This window comes from Micromonospora pallida (assembly GCF_900090325.1).
Taxonomy (GTDB): domain Bacteria; phylum Actinomycetota; class Actinomycetes; order Mycobacteriales; family Micromonosporaceae; genus Micromonospora; species Micromonospora pallida.
Genome location: NZ_FMHW01000002.1, coordinates 4,343,982 through 4,363,729, shown reverse-complemented (window position 1 = coordinate 4,363,729; position 19,748 = coordinate 4,343,982). Strand labels below are relative to the sequence as shown.

At 70.9% G+C, this 19,748-nt stretch carries 19 protein-coding genes; 16 read left to right on the top strand and 3 right to left on the bottom strand.

The window, feature by feature from the left end:
• Positions 1-2: 2 nt before the first annotated feature.
• The gene (locus GA0074692_RS17850) at positions 3-1,598 is read right to left on the bottom strand and encodes a phytoene desaturase family protein (protein WP_091646109.1); all 1,596 of its coding nucleotides are present in this window, start codon (positions 1,596-1,598) and stop codon (positions 3-5) included.
• An 11-nt stretch (positions 1,599-1,609) separates the two neighbouring features.
• A complete protein-coding gene (locus GA0074692_RS17845) occupies positions 1,610-2,371 on the bottom strand; it encodes a TetR/AcrR family transcriptional regulator (protein WP_091646107.1) in 762 nt (253 codons plus the stop codon).
• Between the two features lie 127 nt (positions 2,372-2,498).
• On the opposite strand from GA0074692_RS17845, the gene GA0074692_RS17840 reads away from it, so the two are divergent.
• The 4 genes from GA0074692_RS17840 (at position 2,499) to GA0074692_RS17825 (ending at position 7,019) form a co-directional block, all read left to right on the top strand.
• Complete coding sequence (locus GA0074692_RS17840) at positions 2,499-4,676, top strand: MMPL family transporter (protein ID WP_091646105.1); 2,178 nt, start codon at positions 2,499-2,501, stop codon at positions 4,674-4,676.
• A 68-nt stretch (positions 4,677-4,744) separates the two neighbouring features.
• On the top strand, positions 4,745-5,911 hold the full coding sequence (locus tag GA0074692_RS17835; RefSeq protein ID WP_091646103.1) for an alkaline phosphatase PhoX: 1,167 nt from the start codon (positions 4,745-4,747) through the stop codon (positions 5,909-5,911).
• Positions 5,912-6,045: 134 nt separating this feature from the next.
• Positions 6,046-6,546 carry a GNAT family N-acetyltransferase gene (locus GA0074692_RS17830; protein ID WP_245730352.1) on the top strand — a complete coding sequence of 167 codons (501 nt, stop codon included), beginning with the start codon at positions 6,046-6,048 and terminating at the stop codon, positions 6,544-6,546.
• The gene (locus GA0074692_RS17825) at positions 6,543-7,019 is read left to right on the top strand and encodes a YcxB family protein (RefSeq protein ID WP_091646101.1); all 477 of its coding nucleotides are present in this window, start codon (positions 6,543-6,545) and stop codon (positions 7,017-7,019) included. Before GA0074692_RS17830 ends, GA0074692_RS17825 begins: the two co-directional genes overlap by 4 nt.
• Here the strand turns inward: GA0074692_RS17825 and GA0074692_RS17820 are convergent.
• Positions 7,008-7,289, bottom strand: a complete 282-nt coding sequence (locus tag GA0074692_RS17820; RefSeq protein ID WP_091646098.1) for a hypothetical protein — start codon at positions 7,287-7,289, stop codon at positions 7,008-7,010. The two genes, GA0074692_RS17825 and GA0074692_RS17820, sit on opposite strands and share 12 nt — an antisense overlap.
• A gap of 417 nt (positions 7,290-7,706) precedes the next feature.
• Between GA0074692_RS17820 and GA0074692_RS17815 the strand changes: the two genes are divergently transcribed.
• From GA0074692_RS17815 to GA0074692_RS17770, 12 genes are all read left to right on the top strand, one after another.
• The gene (locus GA0074692_RS17815) at positions 7,707-8,513 is read left to right on the top strand and encodes a helix-turn-helix domain-containing protein (protein WP_245730351.1); all 807 of its coding nucleotides are present in this window, start codon (positions 7,707-7,709) and stop codon (positions 8,511-8,513) included.
• Positions 8,504-8,710 (top strand): DUF397 domain-containing protein, encoded by a 207-nt coding sequence (locus GA0074692_RS17810; protein WP_091646096.1) that lies wholly within the window; start codon positions 8,504-8,506, stop codon positions 8,708-8,710. The genes GA0074692_RS17815 and GA0074692_RS17810 overlap by 10 nt, the downstream gene beginning before the upstream one ends.
• A 248-nt stretch (positions 8,711-8,958) precedes the next feature.
• Complete coding sequence (locus tag GA0074692_RS17805; RefSeq protein ID WP_091646089.1) at positions 8,959-9,177, top strand: DUF397 domain-containing protein; 219 nt, start codon at positions 8,959-8,961, stop codon at positions 9,175-9,177.
• A 185-nt stretch (positions 9,178-9,362) separates the two neighbouring features.
• Complete coding sequence (locus GA0074692_RS34040) at positions 9,363-9,641, top strand: hypothetical protein (RefSeq protein WP_141725322.1); 279 nt, start codon at positions 9,363-9,365, stop codon at positions 9,639-9,641.
• A gap of 129 nt (positions 9,642-9,770) precedes the next feature.
• On the top strand, positions 9,771-10,226 hold the full coding sequence (locus GA0074692_RS17800) for a hypothetical protein (protein ID WP_091646088.1): 456 nt from the start codon (positions 9,771-9,773) through the stop codon (positions 10,224-10,226).
• Positions 10,227-10,339: 113 nt separating this feature from the next.
• Positions 10,340-10,546, top strand: coding sequence for a hypothetical protein (locus GA0074692_RS34800; protein ID WP_176738488.1), 207 nt, complete (start codon positions 10,340-10,342; stop codon positions 10,544-10,546).
• Positions 10,547-10,671: 125 nt separating this feature from the next.
• Positions 10,672-11,322, top strand: coding sequence for a Uma2 family endonuclease (locus GA0074692_RS17795; RefSeq protein WP_176738487.1), 651 nt, complete (start codon positions 10,672-10,674; stop codon positions 11,320-11,322).
• 74 nt (positions 11,323-11,396) lie between these two features.
• Positions 11,397-12,608: a 1-deoxy-D-xylulose-5-phosphate reductoisomerase gene (gene dxr / locus GA0074692_RS17790; RefSeq protein ID WP_091646086.1), complete on the top strand. Its 1,212-nt coding sequence runs from the start codon at positions 11,397-11,399 to the stop codon at positions 12,606-12,608.
• Positions 12,608-13,858, top strand: coding sequence for a M50 family metallopeptidase (locus GA0074692_RS17785; RefSeq protein WP_091646084.1), 1,251 nt, complete (start codon positions 12,608-12,610; stop codon positions 13,856-13,858). The genes dxr and GA0074692_RS17785 overlap by 1 nt, the downstream gene beginning before the upstream one ends.
• A 9-nt stretch (positions 13,859-13,867) precedes the next feature.
• A complete protein-coding gene (ispG, locus tag GA0074692_RS17780) occupies positions 13,868-15,040 on the top strand; it encodes a flavodoxin-dependent (E)-4-hydroxy-3-methylbut-2-enyl-diphosphate synthase (RefSeq protein WP_091646082.1) in 1,173 nt (390 codons plus the stop codon).
• Positions 15,041-15,155: 115 nt separating this feature from the next.
• Positions 15,156-15,995, top strand: a complete 840-nt coding sequence (locus GA0074692_RS17775; RefSeq protein WP_091646080.1) for a GNAT family N-acetyltransferase — start codon at positions 15,156-15,158, stop codon at positions 15,993-15,995.
• Between the two features lie 94 nt (positions 15,996-16,089).
• On the top strand, positions 16,090-19,713 hold the full coding sequence (locus GA0074692_RS17770) for an ATP-binding cassette domain-containing protein (protein ID WP_091646078.1): 3,624 nt from the start codon (positions 16,090-16,092) through the stop codon (positions 19,711-19,713).
• The last annotated feature ends 35 nt before the right edge of the window (positions 19,714-19,748 follow it).

The window sequence follows — 19,748 nt, the reverse complement described above, 5'->3', positions numbered from 1 at the left end:
GGTCAGGTGGCCAGGTCGGCGAGGATGCGGCGGGCGGCGTTGTGGCCGGCGGCGCCGATCACGCTGCCCGCCGGGTGGCAGCCCGCGCTGCCGGCGTACAGGCCGTCGAGGCCGGTGGCGTACGGCATCCGGTCGGTGAACGAGACCGTGTTGTCGACGTGGTGGATGTGCCCGCCGGTGATGCCGAAGTGCGCCTCGATGCCGGGCGGGGTGAGCGGCACGGCGTCGGCGATCAGGTCGGCGGTGCCCGGGGCGTACCGTTCGCAGATGTCGACCAACCGGGAGACGTAGTCGGGGAGCGCGTCGTCCCAGGTGGTGCCGGCCAACTCGTACGGCACGGACTGCACGAACAGCGCCGACGAGTGGTGCCCGGCGTCGTCCTGCAACGACGGGTCGATTGTGGTGTGCAGGTACCACTCGATGGTCGGCTCGGCGGGCAGCCGCCCGGCCCGTACGTCCGCCCACATCTCCCGGAGCGCGGTCATCGGCGAGGTGGCGTCCCCGCCGACCAGCGACGCCGAGCCGGGGAGCAGGTGGATGGTGGAGCCGAACGGGCTCGGCGCGTCCGCCGGCAGGCAGGAGAAGCGGGGCAGCCCGCGTAGCGCCAGGTTGACCTTCAACGTGCTGCCCGGACGGCGGACCGCCGTCATCCGCTCGGTGAGCGGGGCCGGCAGCGCGCCGTCGGGCACCAGTTCCATCAGCCGGTACGGGTCACAGGCCCCGAGCACCACCCGGGCCCGTACCGTCCGGCCGTCGGTGAGCGCCACCCCGGAGACCGCCCCGTCGTCGACGAGGACGGAGGCGACCGGCGTACCGGGGTGGATGCTGGCCCCGGCAGCGCGGGCGGCCTCGGCGAAGGTCCGGGATACGGTGCCCATCCCGCCCTCGGCGATCATCCAGGTGCCGTCCGCGCCCGGGAGCCGGCACATGTTGTGTGCCAGGAAGTTGTGCCCGGTGCCCGGGTCGTCCGGGCCGGCGTTGAGCCCGGAAAGCCCGTCGGTGACCGCGTACATGCTGACCAGCAGCTCGGAGCGGAAGTCGAACCGGGCCAGGTAGTCGGCGACGGAGCCGCGCACCAGGTCGACGAAGGTCTGGCGCAGGGCCGGGCGGACGTACCGCTCGGCGGTCTCCTCGACCGGCAGCGGCTCGGCCAGCCAGGCCGGGGCGAGATCGTCGCGGAGCGCGCCCAGCTCGGCCTGCATGGCGTCGTCGGCGGCCACGTCGGCGGGGGAGAAGAACTCCGCGAGCTGCGTCCGGGTGGCCGCCCGGTCGCTCCCCATCAGCAGGTACGGCGAGCCGAGCCCACCCGGGGTGGGCAGGAAGTAGTGCGGGTCGCGGCGCAGCACCGGGATGCGGACGTCGAGGGTGGTGAGCAGCTCGGGCGGCATCAGCCCGAGCAGGTAGGAGCCGGTGGAGTGGCGCAGGTCGGGGACCTTCGGGAACGGGTTCTCCGTCCGGGCGGCTCCGCCGATCACGTCGGCGGCTTCCAGCACCACCACCCGCAGACCGGCGCGGGCCAGCAGGACGGCGGAGACCAGACCGTTGTGTCCGGCTCCGACGATCACGACGTCGGCGCGGGACGGCAGCTCGCTTGTCATGCTCGGGCAGCCTACTGCGACCGGGGCCGCTGTGGGGTGATCCGCCCGGTGGCCTCGGCCGCATCGGACCCGTCCGGCACCGGGGTGAGCTGGGCGACGAAGGCGGCCAGTTCGGTCTCGAAGAGGGCCTCCGGTTCGGTGATCGCCCAGCGCAGGTGGTCGAAGACCTCCATGGCGACCAGTCCGTAGATCCGAGTCCAGCCGCTCAGGAAGGCGTACGCGACCTCCAGCGGCAGGTCGCCGTGGCTCTGGCGCAACGGGGCGAGCCGGTCGCCGAGCTGCCGTTCGAGCTGCTCCCGGGGCAGGGTGCGCAGACCGGTGCGCTCGGCGAGGGTGGCCAGCGGTCGGAGGAACACCGTGCCGAGCTGCGCGCCGGGGTGGTCCGCGTCGGCGCAGGCGTCGCTGAACTCCTCCAACCCGGGCACCGGGTTGCCGAAGATCAGGGTGAACTCGGCCCGGTTGCCGACCCCCCAGCGGCGGAACGCCCGGGCCATGGCGAGCAGTTGGTCGATCGGATCGTCCCCGGCAGCGTCCCGGGCCGCCTCGACGGACTGCCGCAGCTCGTCGTAGAAATCCGCGGCCAGTCCGGCGATGAGTGCCTCCAGGCTGGGGAAGTAGCGGTAGATCGCGGGGGCGGTCATGCCCATGTCCCGCGCGATGGCCCGCAGCGAGACGGCGTCGAGTCCACCCGTCACCAACAACCGGCGTGCTCCGTCCTTGATTTCGGAGACGGTTGCGGTACGGAGGCGTTCACGCCGACTCGGTGGGGTCATTCCGGGCAGGCTCCTTGACGTACGGGAACACCGTTGCGTAAGTTAACGCCGTTCACTGGTTAACGGTGTTCACTCCAATAATCGACAGTCACATCGTACGGCCTCGAGGCCGGTTAAGGGGGATGCCATGTTCGCCTGGTGGGGGCGGATGGTGGTGCGGCTGCGCTGGACGGTGCTCGCCGCCGGGTTGGCCCTGGTCGTGATCGGCGCGACCTGGGGCGCGGCGGTCTTCGGCCAGTTGACCGGCGGGGGCTTCGACGACCCGGCCAGCGAGTCGAGCCGGGCCGCCGCCCGGATCACCGAGGAACTGGGGCCGCAGGGCGCCGACGTGATCGTCCTCTTCTCCGACGACACGACCACCGTCGACCAGCCGGCCTTCCGGGATCCGGTCACGGCGACCCTCACCCGGCTGCGCGAGCACCCCGAGGTGCGCCAGGTGACGAGCTGGTACGAAACCCAGGCGCCGACCCTGGTCAGCGACGACCGCCGGGCCACGTACGCCCTGGTGCAGTTGCGCGCCACCGACGAGGACGACAAGACCGCCGCGTACGCCGACCTGGTCCCGGCCTTCGACACCCCCGGGGTACGGACCGAGACCGGCGGCACGGTGCCCTTCCTGCACGTGGCGAACGAGCAGACCACCGAGGACATCACCAAGGCCGAGATCCTCTCCATGCCGGTGCTGCTGGTGCTGCTCATCCTGATCTTCCGGGGCCTGGTCGCCGCCATGACCCCACTGCTCATCGGTGGTCTGGCCATCCTCGGCGCGTTCATCGCGGTCCGAGTGCTGAACATGTTCACCGAGGTGTCGATCTTCGCGATCAACGTGATCACGCTGCTCGGCCTGGGCATGGCGATCGACTACGCGCTCTTCGTCGTCAGTCGGTTCCGCGAGGAACTGGACGCCGGCCGCGACGTGAAGGCGGCCATCGCCCGGACCATGGCCACCGCCGGCCGTACCGTGCTGGTCTCCGGGCTGATCATCGCCCTGGCCATGTCCAGCCTGCTGATCTTCCCGATGGCCTTCCTGCGCTCCATGGCGCTCGGCGGGGTGGCCGCCGTCCTGATCGCCATGATCGCCTCGCTCACCGTGCTGCCGGCCCTGCTGGTGGTGCTCGGCCCGAGGATCAACGCGTTGCGCGTACCGCTGCCGAAGTGGCGGCGGCGCGCGGAGCCGGCGGTGACCGGCGGCGCCTGGGCCCGGATCGCGCGGAGCGTGATGCGCCGCCCGGTGCCCTACCTACTCGGCGTCGTGGCGGTGCTGGTGGTGCTCGCGGTGCCGTCGTTGCGAATGGAGTTCGGTGGTTTCGACGAGCGGGTGCTGCCCATCGGCTCGGAGCCGCGGGTGGTCGCCGACCGGATCAGCGACGACTTCCCGGGCGGAACGGTCGCCCCGATCGACGTACTGGTCTCCGGCGCGCCGGTCGAGCAGGTGCAGCCCTTCGCCGACCGGGTGGCCGGGGTGGACGGCGTGACCGGCGTGACCGTGGCGGCCAACCAGGGCACTTCGACCCTGCTCAGCGTCACCTACACCGGCGAGCCGACCGGCGACGTCGCCCAGGACGCGGTCCGGGCGATCCGGACGCTGCCCGTCCCGGACGGTGCGGAGGTCCTCGTCGGCGGGCGGCCCGCCGCCGACCGCGACCTGCTGGACAGTCTCTCCGCCGGGCTGCCCTGGATGGCGCTGCTGATGGCGGCGGCCACGCTGATCGTGCTCTTCCTCGCCTTCGGCTCGGTGGTGCTGCCGATCAAGGCGGTGCTGATGAACCTGGTCTCGATCGGCGCGTCGTTCGGCGTGGTGGTCTGGATCTTCCAGGACGGGCACTTCGCCGACCTGCTCGGCTTCACCCCGACCGGCTTCGTCGAGCCGAGCAACCCGATCTTCATGCTCGCGGTCCTGTTCGGCCTCGCCACCGACTACGAGGTCTTCCTGCTGTCCCGGGTGCGCGAGGAGTGGGACCGCACAGGTGACAACACCGCCTCGGTCGCGGCCGGTCTCCAGTACACCGGGCGGATCATCACCGCCGCCGCGCTGCTGCTGATCGTCGTGGTGGCCGGCTTCGCCACCGGCGGGATGGCCTACATCAAGCTGATCGGCGTCGGCATGATCGTGGCGATCGTGGTGGACGCGACGCTGGTCCGGGCGCTGCTGGTGCCGGCGAGCATGCGGCTGCTCGGCCGGTGGAACTGGTGGGCCCCCGGCCCGCTCGGGCGGGTCTACCGCCGGTACGGCATCCGCGAGTCGGAGTCCGGGGACGAGGAACCCGCCCCGGCCGACGAGCGTCACGCCGCGTTAACCCGATAGGGGCTGCGATCAATGCCCCGACGGCCGTAGGGTCGTCGGGGCATTGACGTTTATCTCTGGAGGTAACCGTGGAGCGTCGTACCGTCCTACGCGCCGCCGTCCTCGGCGCGGGCACCGCCACCTTCGCCGGAGCCCTCTGGCAGCAGGCCTTCGCCGCCGTCGCCCAGCCCGGCCCCAGCCCGTACGGCAACCTGCTCCCCGTCGACGCCAACGGCGTCGAACTCCCCGCCGGCTTCACCAGCCGGATCATCGCCCGCTCCAGCCGGATCGTGCCCGGCACCGGGCACCTCTGGCACCCCGCCCCGGACGGCGGGGCCTGCTTCCCGACCGCCGACGGCTGGATCTACGTGTCCAACTCGGAGGTCCCGCTGGTCGGCGGGGCGTCTGCGGTGCGCTTCCGGGCCGACGGGTCGATCGCGTCGGCGTACCGGATCCTCTCCAACACCAACCTCAACTGCGCCGGTGGGGCCACCCCGTGGGGCACCTGGCTCTCCTGCGAGGAGACGCCGCTCGGCGTGGTCTACGAGACCTGGCCGGACGGCAGCCGCGAGGCGGAGGAGCGCAGCCGGATGGGCCGCTTCAAGCACGAGGCCGCCGCCTGTGACCCGGACCGGCGGGCGGTTTACCTGACCGAGGACGAGGGGGACGGCTGCTTCTACCGGTTCCTTCCGGACATCTGGGGCGACCTGCGCAACGGCCGGCTCCAGGTGCTCTGCGCCCCGGCCGACCAGGTCGCCGGACCGGTCACCTGGGCCGACATCCCGGACCGGGACGGCATTCCGACCGCCACCCGCAAGCAGGTCGGCGCGGCAAAGCGCTTCGCCGGGGGCGAGGGCTGCTGGTACGACCGGGGCGTCTGCTACTTCACCACCAAGGGCGACGGTCGGGTCTGGGCGTACGATGCGGTCAACCAACGCCTCGACCTGGCGTACGACGACTCGCTGGTGCCGCCCGGCACCGCCACGCTGACCAACGTCGACAACATCACCGGCACCCGGAGCGGTGACCTCTACGTGGCCGAGGACGGCGGCAACATGGAGATCAACATCATCACGCCCAGCGGGGTCGTCGCCCCGTTCCTCCGCCTGCCCGGCCAGTCCGAGTCGGAGATCACCGGCCCCGCCTTCTCCCCGGACGGCCGCCGCCTCTACTTCTCCTCCCAGCGCGGCCCCGGCGGCAACATCGCCGGCTCCGACGGCATCACCTACGAGGTGACCGGCCCCTTCCGCCCCTGACCGTCCCCTGCTTACGGGCGTCGATCAAAAGGTGTTCGCTGTGGGCGGCGGCGCGCATTACGCTCCCGCCCATGGCTGCTGTCGCGGAAACCGAACGTCTGGTGATTCGACCGTGAACGGAGGAACCGGCCGAGTTGGCCCGGGCGTACGACATGTACTCCCGGATGGAGGTGGTCCGCTGGTTCGGGTTCGTGCCCGGGTGGCCGCTGACCGCTCCCGAGCAGGCGGTCGACATGGTCCGCCGGTGGCACGCCCGGACCACCCCGGACGGCCGCTACGGCATCTGGGCGATCGAGCTGCGGGGCAGCGGGCAGGTCGCCGGGACGATCCTGCTCAAGCGGCTCCCCGGGAGGGACGAGGGCGTGCTCACCGACGACATCGAGGTCGGCTGGCACCTGCACCCGGACTGTTGGGGCAACGGGTACGCCACCGAGGCGGCCCGGGCGATGGTCGACCGCGAGTTCGCGGCCGGCACGGAGCAGATCTACGCGGTGGTGGACCCGGGGAACGAGCCGTCGAAGGCGGTGGCCCGGCGGCTCGGCATGACCTACGTGGGGCGGCGCACCGACTGGTACGGCGGCATCGAGACGGACACTTTCGTGCTGCCGGCCGACAAGTATCCTCCCCGTTCGTGATCATCAGCTTCGAGACGCAGCCCGACCGGCAGAGGCTCACTGCGGCCGTACGCCGGGTCTACCGTTGGGCGCTGCTGCCGTACTGGTTCTGTGTCCCCGTGCTGGGGCTGCTCGCCGGATTGTTGCTGTTCACCGGCGGGCGGTGGGCGTGGGCCTGCCTGGCTGGCGCGGTCGTCTGCGCGGTCGTGCCCTGGCTCGTCGTCCGGCTTGGGGTGCGGGCCAGTTGGAAGCTGCACGGCATCCCGATGACCTGGACGTTCAGCGAGGACGGCATCCACAGCGCCAACGCCCTGACTGAGGGGACGATCCGGTGGGAGGCGCTGAAAGACGTCGTGCAGATACCCGACCAGATTCTTCTCCGGATCAACTGGCAGCAGGTGATCCCCGTATCGATCGCGGGGCTGACGGCCACCCAGCGAGACGAACTGTTCGACCTGCTGCGCGGTCGCGGCCTGCTTTCCTCAGCCGACTGAATCCGGTGACCGCCGGCGGGCCCAGCCGACGAAACGGCTGAAGAGGCCGGTCGGGTCGACGTCGCCGGGGCTGGTGCCGAGCCGGTCCTCGATGGCATCGTGCAGCAGCGCGCAGAGATAGAGCATCAGCGCGACGGTGTTGCCGGCGTACTGGATGCGCAGGCCGAGCTTCGCGGGCTGGCACGGCCAGGGTGCGGCACAGACCCGGCACCGCCAGGCCGGGCGGGCGGCGACGTGCCGGCGCAGCTCGGCCAGCGAGACGCCGCTCATCGCCGGGCTGCCCGCGCCCGGTGCGCCTGACCGCGCGTCACCAGCGACGCCGTACCGACCCAGAGCACGAGCGTCGGCCCGGCCCACCGGGGCTCCCGCTGCGTCGGCACGGCACGCGGCCGGGGCGGTGCCGGTTCCTCCACTGGTACGGGCGCCAGCCGGTCCGGGCAGGGCCAGCGCAGGCCACAGCGGCAGTACCGGCCAAGGCGTGACCAGTCACGACAGTGTCGAGGGGCCAGCGGTACGGGCTTGGGGGAGCGGGGCATCGGGTCACCTTTCGTCGCGTCATCTGTTCACAATGTGCGATCAGATGACTACGTTCGGAAGGTGGCGCGGGTTCTCGGTCCGGCTCGTGCCGACCGCATCGGCCCAGGTGGTGGGCGGTGGCGGCGACGGTGGTCGTGTGGTGGAGGTGTGATGGCGAGCGGTCGGGTGACGACGCTGGAGTTCCTGGGCGGAGAGCTACGGCGGGCGCGGAAGGAGTCCGGGCTCAGTCAGGAGGATCTGGCTCAGCGGATCAACTACTCGTCGTCGCTGGTGGGCATGGTGGAGATCGGTCACCGGACGCCGTCGCAGGACTTCATCGCCCGGGTCGACGCGGAGTTGGCGGCCGGTGGCCTCTTCGAGCGGATGCTCAACCTGGTCCGCGCCGACGCCGCCCCACCCTGGTTCCGTGAATGGATCAGCGTCGAGAAGGAAGCCACGCTCATCCGCTGGTTCGAGCCGTGTCTCATCCCTGGGTTGTTCCAAACGGAGGCGTACGCCCGCGCCGTGTTGCGCGGCGGCGGACTCTTGCGGGAGAGCGAAGTCGAGCAACGTGTCGCGGCCAGGATGGAACGTCAGACCATCCTGTCGAAGGAGCGGTCGCCGGAGGTCGTCGTGGTCGTCGACGAAGCCGTACTTCGTCGACGGGTGGGTGAGGCGGCCGTGATGGCCGAGCAGTTCGAGCACCTGCTGCGCGTGATCGAGTTGCCGCATGTCGACCTGCACGTGGTACCGGCCGAGATCGGGATGCATCCCGGCCTGGCCGGGCCGTTCATCCTTGCCAAGATGCCGGACGGCGGCGAGGTGCTGCACCTCGATACGCCTCTCCGGGCGCAGATCACCGACCGCCCTGAGGACGTTGATAGCCTTCAACGTAGATGGGAAAGCTTGCGGGGTGAGGCGTTGCCTCGTCGGGCGTCCCGGGAACTCGTTCAGGAGGTGGCGAAGTCATGGACCTGACCGGAGCTGTCTGGCGGAAGTCAACCCGTAGCGACAACGGTGGTGCCACCTGTGTCGAGGTGGCGACGAACCTGCCGGGCGTGGTCGGCGTACGGGACAGCAAGGACCGGCCGGGACCGGTGCTGACCTTCCCGCCGGCCGCGTGGACGGCGTTTGCCTGTGCCACGGCGAGTGGCACCTTCACCCGCGGCCGCTGAGGGCGTAGAGGCCACGTCTCCGCCGGTACGTGGTGCCGGCGGACGCCGGCATGTACGCCGTCCTGGCTGGCGCTCATCTGAGCCGGGACGCCGGGCGGAGGCGAGATGGCATACCTCGATAATCCGTTGGTGGCGCGTCCCAGACCAATTAGAGGACGTTGATAGCCTTCAACGCATTTGGGAGAACCTATTGGTCAGGCGTTGCCGCGCAGGGCATCCTGGTCTTTCGTTCGGGAGTTGGTGAAGTCATGGACCTGACCGGTGCTATCTGGCGGAAGTCGACCCGTAGCGGCAACGGCGGGTCCACCTGTGTCGAGGTGGCGACGAACCTGCCCGACGTGGTCGGCGTACGGGACAGCAAGGACCGGCAGGGTCCGATGCTGACCTTCCCCCCCCACCCCCCCACCACCGCGTGGGCCGCCTTCGCACACGCCACCGCAACCGGAGCCTTCCTGTCGCGTAGTTGAACCGACGAACCAGGGGCAATCACAACTGGTCGGCAGTCTCCCTGCGGCGCAAGCTGACTCCAAACCGGACCGGTGGCGCGGCGGCTCGTTGGCCGCCGCGCCACCGTTACCAGGCCCAGCGGCCCGGACAGCGCAGGAAGCAAGGTGCAGCGTCAACCGAAGGACGTTGAGGTGGTGTTCTGAAGATGACCGAAGACGATGATGTGGTTGTTGCGCTGCGGAGCCGTGCTGCGGCTGGCGATTCGGCTGTCGATATCGCGTCATGGCTACGTGAGGAACTTGGTTCCGGCGCCACCTTTTTCAAGTTCGCTAGCTGCCTCTTCCTGGCTTTCAAGCTGCCCGTCGGAGCAATTCGGCGCGCGGAGCAGTGGAGCGGTCGGGCGGCAGATGGAAGTATGTCTGATGAAGAGCTGGAACAACTTTTGTCGCCACTTATTCCTAGGAGTGGGCCAATTGGTGAATGACCCGACGTGAGTGGCAGTGGGTCAGTCCGAAAGGGTGAATGGCTAGTGTCGTATCCGGCTCACCGTGCCGACGCGGTCGATAACTTTCTGTCCAGATGTTATATGACTGCGGAATGCGCCCAAGCTGTCGTGGCGGAGTTTCCGGAAACGGTCAGGTCCATATCTGGTTGGATCCGGGACGCTGCGGCGGTACGGGACTGGCGCCGGGTTGAGCGGTTCGCCAACCTGGCTGCTGTGCTCAATGCGCCCGGACTGGGTGAGGTGCTTCAGTTGATACTTGATGCTGACGTTCGTGATGGCCTGAATGAAGAGGACCTGGTTGACATCCTCGGCGAGGTAAGGGCGGTTGCTGCTGCAGGGACAATTTTTCAAGTTGTCAAGCGGTCGCTGGAGTCCGACGCTCCAGCCTATTGGCTGTCTCAGAAGGCTATCGGTGCCCTGGGTGATATCGACACCGAGGAGGCTCGCCGGTATCTCAGGGAGATGACTACCGAATCGTGGCCGAACCCCATTCGGTGGCATGCGGCGGTAGATCTGTGCATCGAGGATGAGTTGGGGTTCGACGAGGATTCGATGCTGGAGTAGCCTTCGCAATTGGATCGCAGGAGCACGTAGGAGCCGGACGCATACCTCGTCGTTCGGCCACGATGCCGCACGGGTTTGTCCACCTGCATCGAATGCGTAAGGGGCTGGCTGCGGTGGCGGCTGAGATCTCAGAAAAGGTCGGCGGTCAGCCGGTTACCGTGTCCGTGCTGAAAATCTCCTATCAGGAATGCGATTTCCAGACGGAAGGTCTCTCGGTCGCGATGTGCCGGTGGGCGGAGGACGAGTTCGGGTTGACTCGGCGAGACATTGGCGAGTCGTACGACCGGAAGGCTGGCCGATACGTATTCGACTGGCGCTGAGCCAACTCGATTCCGCGTCCTTGCTTGGCGTCTCGGGAGGTCGCACACGGTGTCCGACGGGGTGTGTACGGGCTGGCGTGACTGGGCTGGTGGGCAGCAGGATGTCCCGCGAAGGGGGTGGGCCCGTGGCGCAGCCCGCGATGACGCCCGAGCCGGTGTCGCAGCAGGCCGAGCCGTCGTTCGACGCGCTTTGCTGGCACAACGGGCCGTGGACCGCCGCGCTCGCCCTCGAGCTGTTGCCGGAGACCAACGGCCCCAAGGCCGAGGTCCTCAACGGGAACGTGATCGTGACACCACACGCGGGAGTCGACCACCAGTCGGTCGAGCGTGAGCTGCCGTACCTGCTCAAGCAGGCAGCCCGACGGGCCGGACTCTGGGTGTACCACGCAGTGAACATCACCTCCGGAACCGACCTGTTCATTCCCGACTTCGTCGTGCTGACCGTCTCGGGCGGTGGCCGGCGGACGATGCCGATCAGCGACGCCGTCTTGCTCGGGGAGATCGTTTCGCCGGGGAACCGGCGTAAGGACGTGATCGACCGCCCGCGCGAGTACGCCGCCGCCGGGGTGCCCTTCTTCCTCCGGGTCGACCTGCGTAACCGCGTCCCCACGCTGGCGCTGTACGAGCTGGTCGAGGGGGAGTACCGCCCGCTGGCGGCAGCCGCCGCCGGCACCACCTTCCAGATGGTCCGCCCCTTCGAGTTCGCCATCGACCCCGCCACTCTCCTCGACGACGAGTCTCCCGACGCCCCCTCGACACCCCCGCCCGGTAACTAGGAGCACGACCCAGGTGGCGGGGTGCGGGGGTGGGCTGTTCGGGGCCCGATCGGGTGGTGGGGAAGAATGAACGGGTGACTTCGCCCCGAAAGGTCGTCCTGCTCGGTTCCACCGGGTCGATCGGCACCCAGGCCATCGACATCGTGCGGCGTAACCCGGACCGGTTCCGGGTGGTCGCGCTCGGGGCCGGTGGCGGCAACGTCGAGCTGCTCGCCGCCCAGGCCCTCGAACTGGGCGTCGAGGCGGTCGGGGTGGCCAAGGCGTCCGCCGCGCAGGACCTCCAACTCGCGTTCTACACCGAGGCGAGTCGGCGCGGCTGGGCCACCGGCGACTTCCGGTTGCCGAAGATCGTCGCCGGGCCGGACGCGATGACCGAGCTGGCCGAGTGGCCCTGTGACGTCGTACTCAACGGGGTGGTGGGTTCGCTCGGGCTCGCGCCGACCCTGGCCGCGCTGCGCGCCGGGCGTACGCTCGCCCTGGCCAACAAGGAGTCCCTGGTTGCCGGCGGCCCCCTGGTGAAGGCCGCGGTGACGCGGCCGGGGCAGATCGTTCCGGTGGATTCCGAGCACTCGGCGCTGGCCCAGTGCCTGCGGTCCGGGACGCGGGGCGAGGTGCGACGGCTCATCGTCACCGCCAGCGGCGGCCCGTTCCGCGGCCGGCGGCGGGACGAGTTGACGCAGGTCACCCCCGAGCAGGCGCTCGCCCACCCGACCTGGAACATGGGGCCGGTGGTGACGATCAACTCGGCCACCATGGTCAACAAGGCGCTTGAGGTGATCGAGGCGCACGAGTTGTTCGACGTGCCGTACGCCGACATCACCGTGATGGTGCACCCGCAGTCGGTGATCCACTCGATGGTCGAGTTCGTCGACGGCTCGACGATCGCCCAGGCCAGCCCGCCGGACATGCGGCTGCCGATCGCGCTCGGCATCGGCTGGCCGGACCGGGTGCCGGAGGCCGCGTCGGCCGTCGACTGGACGACCGCCCACACCTGGGAGTTCTTCCCGCTCGACGACGACGCCTTCCCGGCGGTCCGGCTGGCCAAGGCGGCCGGCGAGGCGGGCCGGTGCCGGCCGGCCGTCTACAACGCGGCGAACGAGGAGTGCGTGGCCGCCTTCGTCGCCGGTCGACTGCCCTTCCTGGGCATCGTCGACACCCTCGAACGGGTGCTGGAGACCGCTCCCGACTTCGACGAACCAGGTACCGTCGAGGACGTGCTCGCCGCGGAGTCCTGGGCCCGCGCGCACGCGCAGGAGATCATCTCGGCGTCGGTGAAGGGAGCTTGATGGCGAACCTGCTCGGGGTGGTGCTCTTCGCCCTGGTCATCCTCATCTCGGTCAGCCTGCACGAGGCGGGGCACCTGCTCACCGCCAAGGCGTTCGGGATGAAGGTCACCCGTTACTTCGTCGGGTTCGGTCCCACCCTCTGGTCGTTCAAGCGGGGCGAGACCGAGTACGGCATCAAGGGCATCCCGCTCGGCGGCTTCTGCAAGATCGTCGGGATGACCCCGCAGGACGACGACGTCGAGGAGGCCGACCAGCCGCGCGCCATGTGGCGGTACCCGGTCTGGAAGCGGACCATCGTGATGTCCGCCGGCTCGATCACCCACTTCGCGCTCGCCATCATCGGGGTCTGGTTCGCCGCCGTCTCCATGGGCCTGCCCAACCCGGACCTCCCGACCAACGACGAGCAGGTCCGCAAGGAGCCGGCGGTGATCGCGCTCGGCGAGTGTGTGGTGCCGGAGAACGTCGCACGCGAGTGCACCCCCGCCGATCCGGCCAGCCCGGCCGCGCAGGCCCAAATGCGCAGCGGCGACCGGATCACCTCCCTCAACGGCACCTCCATCGGCAACTACGGCGACCTGCTCGTCGCGCTGCGCGCCGCCGCGCCGGGCAGCACCGCCGAGATCGGGTACGTCCGCGACGGTCAGCCGGCCACCACCACCGCCACCCTCGCCACCACCCAGCGGCCCCCGCTGGACGACCCGGACGGCCCGGTCGGGCCGGCCGCCGCGCTCGGCATCGGCCTACGGCTGACCACCCCGCAGATGGTCACCTACAGCCCGGTCGACGCCTTCGGGGCGACCGCCGAGTACACCGGCAACATGGCCGTCGGCACGTACGAGGCGATGAAGCGCATCCCGCAGAAGGTGCCCGCCCTCTGGGACGCGATCACCGGCGGCGAGCGGGACATGGACACCCCGATCAGCGTGGTCGGCGCGAGCCGGCTCGGCGGCGAGGCGCTCGCCAACGACGCCCCGGAGGTTTTCCTCCTGCTCTTCATCTCGCTGAACTTCTTCATCGGCGTGTTCAACCTGTTGCCGCTGCTGCCGCTGGACGGCGGACACATCGCCATCGCCTGGTTCGAACGCGCCCGGTCCTGGCTCTACGCCCGGTTCGGCAAGGCCGACCCCGGCCGCGTCGACTACCTCAAGCTCATGCCGCTCACGTACGCGGTGATCCTGGTCGGCGGCGCGTTCACGCTGCTGACCATCACGGCGGACGTCGTCAACCCGATCACGCTCTTCTCAAGGTGAGTATCTGAAGTGACCGCTGTCAGTCTCGGTATGCCCGCCGTGCCGCCCCCGGCCCTGGCCCCCCGCCGCACCAGCCGGCAGATCATGGTCGGCCCGGTGCCCGTCGGCGGCGGCGCGCCGGTCTCCGTACAGTCGATGACCACCACCCTCACCGCCGACGTCAACGCCACGTTGCAGCAGATCGCCGAGCTGACCGCGTCCGGCTGCCAGATCGTCCGGGTGGCCGTGCCCAGCCAGGACGACGTCGAGGCGCTGCCGGCCATCGCCAAGAAGTCGCAGATCCCGGTGATCGCCGACATCCACTTCCAGCCGAAGTACGTCTTCGCCGCGATCGACGCCGGCTGCGCCGCCGTCCGGGTCAACCCGGGCAACATCCGGCAGTTCGACGACAAGGTCAAGGAGATCGCCGCGGCGGCCTCCGGGGCGGGCGTGCCGATCCGGATCGGCGTGAACGCCGGCTCGCTGGACAAGCGACTCCTCGCCAAGTACGGCAAGGCCACCGCCGAGGCGCTGGTCGAGTCGGCGCTCTGGGAGTGCTCGCTCTTCGAGGAGCACGGCTTCCGGGACATCAAGATCTCGGTGAAGCACAACGACCCGGTGGTGATGATCCGGGCGTACCGGCAGCTCGCCGAGCGCTGCGACTACCCGCTGCACCTGGGCGTCACCGAGGCCGGCCCCGCCTTCCAGGGCACCATCAAGTCGGCCGTGGCGTTCGGCGCGCTGCTCGCCGAGGGCATCGGCGACACCATCCGGGTCTCGCTCTCCGCCCCGCCGGTCGAGGAGATCAAGGTCGGCAACCAGATCCTGGAGTCGCTCGGCCTGCGTGAGCGCGGCCTGGAGATCGTCTCCTGCCCGTCCTGCGGGCGGGCGCAGGTCGACGTCTACAAGCTCGCCGAGGAGGTCACCGCCGGCCTGGAGGGGCTGCCGGTGCCGCTGCGGGTGGCCGTGATGGGCTGCGTCGTCAACGGTCCGGGCGAGGCGCGCGAGGCCGACCTCGGCGTCGCCTCCGGCAACGGCAAGGGCCAGATCTTCGTCAAGGGCAAGGTCGTCAAGACGGTGCCCGAGGCGCAGATCGTGGAGACGCTGATCGAGGAGGCACTGCGGATCGCCGACGAGATGGGCGCGGAACTCCCCGACGACCTGCGCGAACTGGTCGGCGGTGCGACGGTCACCGTCCACTGAACCACGAACGTCTACACACCGACCCGGTGACCATCCGTCGCCGGGTCGGTGGACGTCGCGGCGGGCTCGCCACTCGCCCGGCGCGACGACGGGTGCATCTGGCAGGCTGGTATCCGTGCTGACGGTGCCGGTACGGCAGTTGGGCGAGTCGGAGCGCCGTGCGGTGGAGCGGCTGCTCGACCGCGACCCCTACGCGGGGGCGCAGGTGGCGGAACGGGTCGCCGCGCGCGGACTGGCCTGGTGGCGGGCGGAGGGGCGGGTCCTCGGGTACGGACCGCGCCGCCACGTCGAGTCGATCTGCTGGCTGGGCGGCAACCTCACCCCGGTGCTGGCCGACCAGGAGGCCGTCGCCGCCTTCGCCGACCTGCTCGGCGGCGAGGAACGGATCTGCTCCTCGATCGTCGGGCGCGCGGACGCCGTCCTCGGACTCTGGGAGCGGCTCTCCGTGGCCTGGGGGCCGGCCCGCGACGTCCGCCCGAACCAACCCCTGCTGGCCACGGACGCGCTGCCCGCCGTACCGGTCGATCGGGAGGTGCGGCAGGTCCGCGTCGGTGAGGTCGACACGCTCTTCCCGGCGGCGGTGGCGATGTACACCGAGGAGGTCGGGGTGTCGCCGCTGGTGGACGACGGGGGCCGCAGCTACCGTCGGCGGGTCACCGAACTGGTCCGTGCCGGGCGGGCGTACGCCCGGTTCGTCGACGGCCGGGTGGTGTTCAAGGCCGAACTAGCGGTGGTGACCCGGCGCACCGCCCAGGTCCAGGGAGTCTGGGTCGCCCCGGAGTGGCGGGGACGGGGGATCGCCGTGGCGGCGATGGCGGCCGTGGTGCGGGACGCCCTGCTGCGGGTCGCGCCGACGGTGAGCCTGTACGTCAACGACTTCAACCTGCCCGCCCGCCGCGTGTACCAGCGGTGCGGCTTCCGGCCCGTCGGCACCCTGGCCACCGTGCTGTTCTGAGCCAGCCCGCCGGGGTGGCGTAAATACGTTGAGTCGTGGCGCGTTGCCGGAGAGGCTGGACCTTCCGCCACCCACGACCGGAGGATCTTCTTCCATGCGTCTGCTCCGCGATCTGTGGGTCACCTCGCCACGCCGGGTGACGTTCGTGGCCGTTCTGATTCTGCTCGGCTCCGCCGGTCAGGCCGCCGCCGCGGCCCTGGCCGGACCGGTGCTGCTGCACCGCTCCGGGCTGCTCTTCGTGCTCCTGGCGGTGGCGCTGGTCGCCGCCGTCGTCGCCGACCTTGTGATCAACCTGGTGATGGCGGGGCTGACCGCCGACTGGACGGCCGACGTGCGGCGACGACTGTGCCGGGTCGCCTTCGGCCAGGACCTGCCCACCCTGGAGAACACCCCGGTCGGCGAGCTGCTCGACCGTATCGACAACGACGTCTACCAGGTGGGCGCGGAGGTGCGCCACGTCGGCGTCCGGCTCACCCAGGCGCTGGCCACCGGAGTGATCTCCACCGTGGTCGCCCTGCTGGTCTGGTGGCCGGCCGGGCTCGGCATGCTGCTGCTGTCCGGGCTGCTGCTGCTCCTGCTGGGCGGTCCGACCAGCCGGATCGCCCCGGCCCGGATGGCCGAGGAGGAGGCCTGGTCGGACATGGCCGCGGTGATGGAGGAAGCCATCCACGGCCAGGACGACGTCCGGACCACCCTGGCCCGCCCGTACGTGCTGCGGCTGTTCGCCCAGCGCACGGCCGAGGTGCTGCACCGGGGGAAGCGGGTGTGGAAACTCACCGCCGAGGTCAGCACCGTCGCCACTGTGGTCACCCGGTTCGGTATCGGCGCGGTGGTCCTCGCCGGTGGGTGGGCGCTGGTCACCGGCCGCGTCGACGGCGCCCGGCTGACCGCGATCTGGCTGCTCGTGCTCGCGTTCGGCGGCACCGTCGAGCACCTGACCCGGATGGTCCCGCAACTCCAGGCCGCTCTCGGTGCGTGGGCCCGGGTGCTGCTGCTCGCCGACGCCCGGCAGGAACCGACCGGCGGCCGGTCACCGGTGCCCGGGCGGCTGGAGATCCGGGGGCTGACCTTCCGGTACCCCACCAGCGACAGCGGGCGCGGCCCCGCCCTACGGGACGTGCACCTCACCTTCGCGCCCGGCCGCTCGTACGCGGTGGTCGGGCGGACCGGGTCGGGCAAGTCGACCCTGGCCAAGGTGCTCTCCCGCGCCGTCGAGCTGCCCCCTCGGGCGGTCTTCCTCGCCGGCACGGACCTGCTCGACCTGGACCTCGAGGAGCTGCGCCGGTTCGTCGCCGTGGTGCCCCAGCGCACCGAGATCCTCGCCGGCACCCTCGCCGAGAACGTTGCGCTCTTCGACCCGGAGCTACTCGACGACGCCGCTGATGCCCTGCGCGAGCTGGGGCTGGACGAGTGGGTGGCGGAGCTGCCCGACGGGGTGGACACCCGGTTGGGCGAGGGCGGCTACGTCCTCTCCGCCGGTCAGGAGCAGCTCGTCGCGTTCGCCCGGATCCTGGTCCGCGACCCCCGGGTGGTGATCCTCGACGAGGCGACCGCCCGGTTGGACCCGGTCACCGAGGCGCGGGTGCAGCGGGCCACCGAACGCCTGCTCGCCGACCGGATCGGCATCGTCATCGCGCACCGGCTCTCCTCGGTGCGACGCTGCGACGAGGTGGTGGTGCTGGCCGACGGCACGGTGGTCGAGGCTGGTCCGCTGCGCGAGTCGGAGAACTTCGCCCGGCTGCTGGCGGCCAGCCACACCAGCTCGTACGCCCACTCGTCGGCCGGGACCGGCGACGGCCCGGACGGGCTGATCGACGCCGATCCGGACGGCCGGGTCCTCGTCACCACCGGCGGCGGCCACGACGGCGATGGCCCGGGGACGGGCCGCGAGGGGGGCGCGTCCGGTGGTGGTGTGTCCGGCGGTGGCGCGTCGGGCGGTGGGGCTGGCGTCGCGCCACGGTCGGCGGTGGCCGTGGTGGACCGTCCGGCACCGGCCGAGCCGACCGTGGCGAGGGTCGAGGCGCCGCCCCTGCCGGCGGTCCCGCCGGCCCGGACGGCGCGGGAGATCCTCCGTCTCGTCGTCAACGACTCCCGGTACGGGATGCTCTGCCTGGTGATGTTCACGGTGGTCGCGGTGGTCGGCCTGGACGGCTCGGTGCTGCCCTGGCTCTGGGCCGACCTCGTCGACGGCGTCGGAGGCGTGTGGCTGCCGGCCCTGGGCATCGTCGTCGCGCTCCTGGTCACCCTGCCGGTGGCGTACGTGACCAACCTGTGGTTCCCACAGTGGTGGGTCCGGCAGAGCCTGCGGATCAGCGCCCGGCTGGTGCACGGACAAACCGGGGCACGCCGGGTCAGCAAGCACACCCCGGCCGAGGTGGTGGCCCAGGGCGGGGACACCGAGCGGGTGGTACAGCTCGCCGACAACGTGATGGACAACGCCACCAGCCTGGTGGTCGTGGCCGCGATGACCGTGGTCTCCGGCAGCGTCGTACCGGGACTGTTCTTCCTCGGCACGATGGCGGTCTCGGCGTTCGCCGCGACGCTGTTCGGCCCCCGACTGGAACGCTCCGCCCGGGCCACCGTGGCGGCCCGGGCGGCCTTCGCCACCGCCCTGGTGTCGTCGCTGTCGGCGGCCCGCACGGTGAAGCTCGCCGGGGCGACCGGTCCGGTGCTGGACCACCTGTCCGTCCTGGACACCGTCCGCAGCGACCGGCAGCGCCGGGAGATCTCGGCGCAGGTGTGGTCCCGGTCGACCCCCTCGGTGGTCAGCGGACTGCTGCCGATCGGAGCGTGGGGGCTCTTCCTCACCGGCGGGCTGTCGGCGGGGGCGACCCTGGTCGCGGTCTCCACGCTCGGCGCGGCCCGCTGGTTCGCCTGGACCACCGCGTCGCTGATCGCCCATTTCCCGTCGGCCCGGGTGTGGACGCGTCGGGCGGTGGCGATGACCGGTGTCGCCGCGTACTCGGCGGCGGTGCCCGGAGTCGACCTGGCCGCCGGTACCGCGCCCGCGCCCGAGCCGGCCCTCCGGCGTCCGCTGCGCCGGCTGACGCTGACCGGGTTCTCGGCGGTGCACGAGGACGGCCTGGTCGCCGTCCACGACATCGACCTGCTTGTGGAGCGCGGCCAGCTCGTGCTGGTCGTCGGGCCGGTCGGCGCCGGGAAGTCGTCGCTGCTGCGGGCGCTGGCCGGGATCGTGCACCACACCGGCGACCTGAGCTGGAACGGGGAGCCGGTCACCGAACCGGAGCTGTTCCTCCGCCCCAACCAGGTCGGCTACGTCGGCCAGTTGCCCCGGGTGCTCTCCGGCACCGTGGTCGACAACGTGACGCTCGGGCACGAGGTGGACGCGGCCAGCGCGGTGACCACCGCGCAGCTCGACCACGACCTGGCAGCGGCCGGTGCCGGGCTCGGGCTGTTGATCGGGCACAAGGGCACCCGGCTCTCCGGCGGACAGTTGCAGCGGCTCGCGCTGGCCCGCGCGCTCGCGCCGCAGACCGAACTGCTGATCGCCGACGACATCTCCTCCGCCCTGGACGTCACCACCGAGCTGGCGCTCTGGGCGGCGCTGCGGAAGTCCGGGGTGACGGTGGTCGGGTCGACGTCCAAGCGGGCGGCCCTGCTTCAGGCGGACCACGTGGTGGTGCTGGTCGGCGGACAGGTGGTCGCCCAGGGAGCCTGGAACGACCTGTCGGACCGCTGGTCCCACCTGGCCGGCTGACCCGGTGGCGGTCGCCGTGACACGTGGAGTCGCCG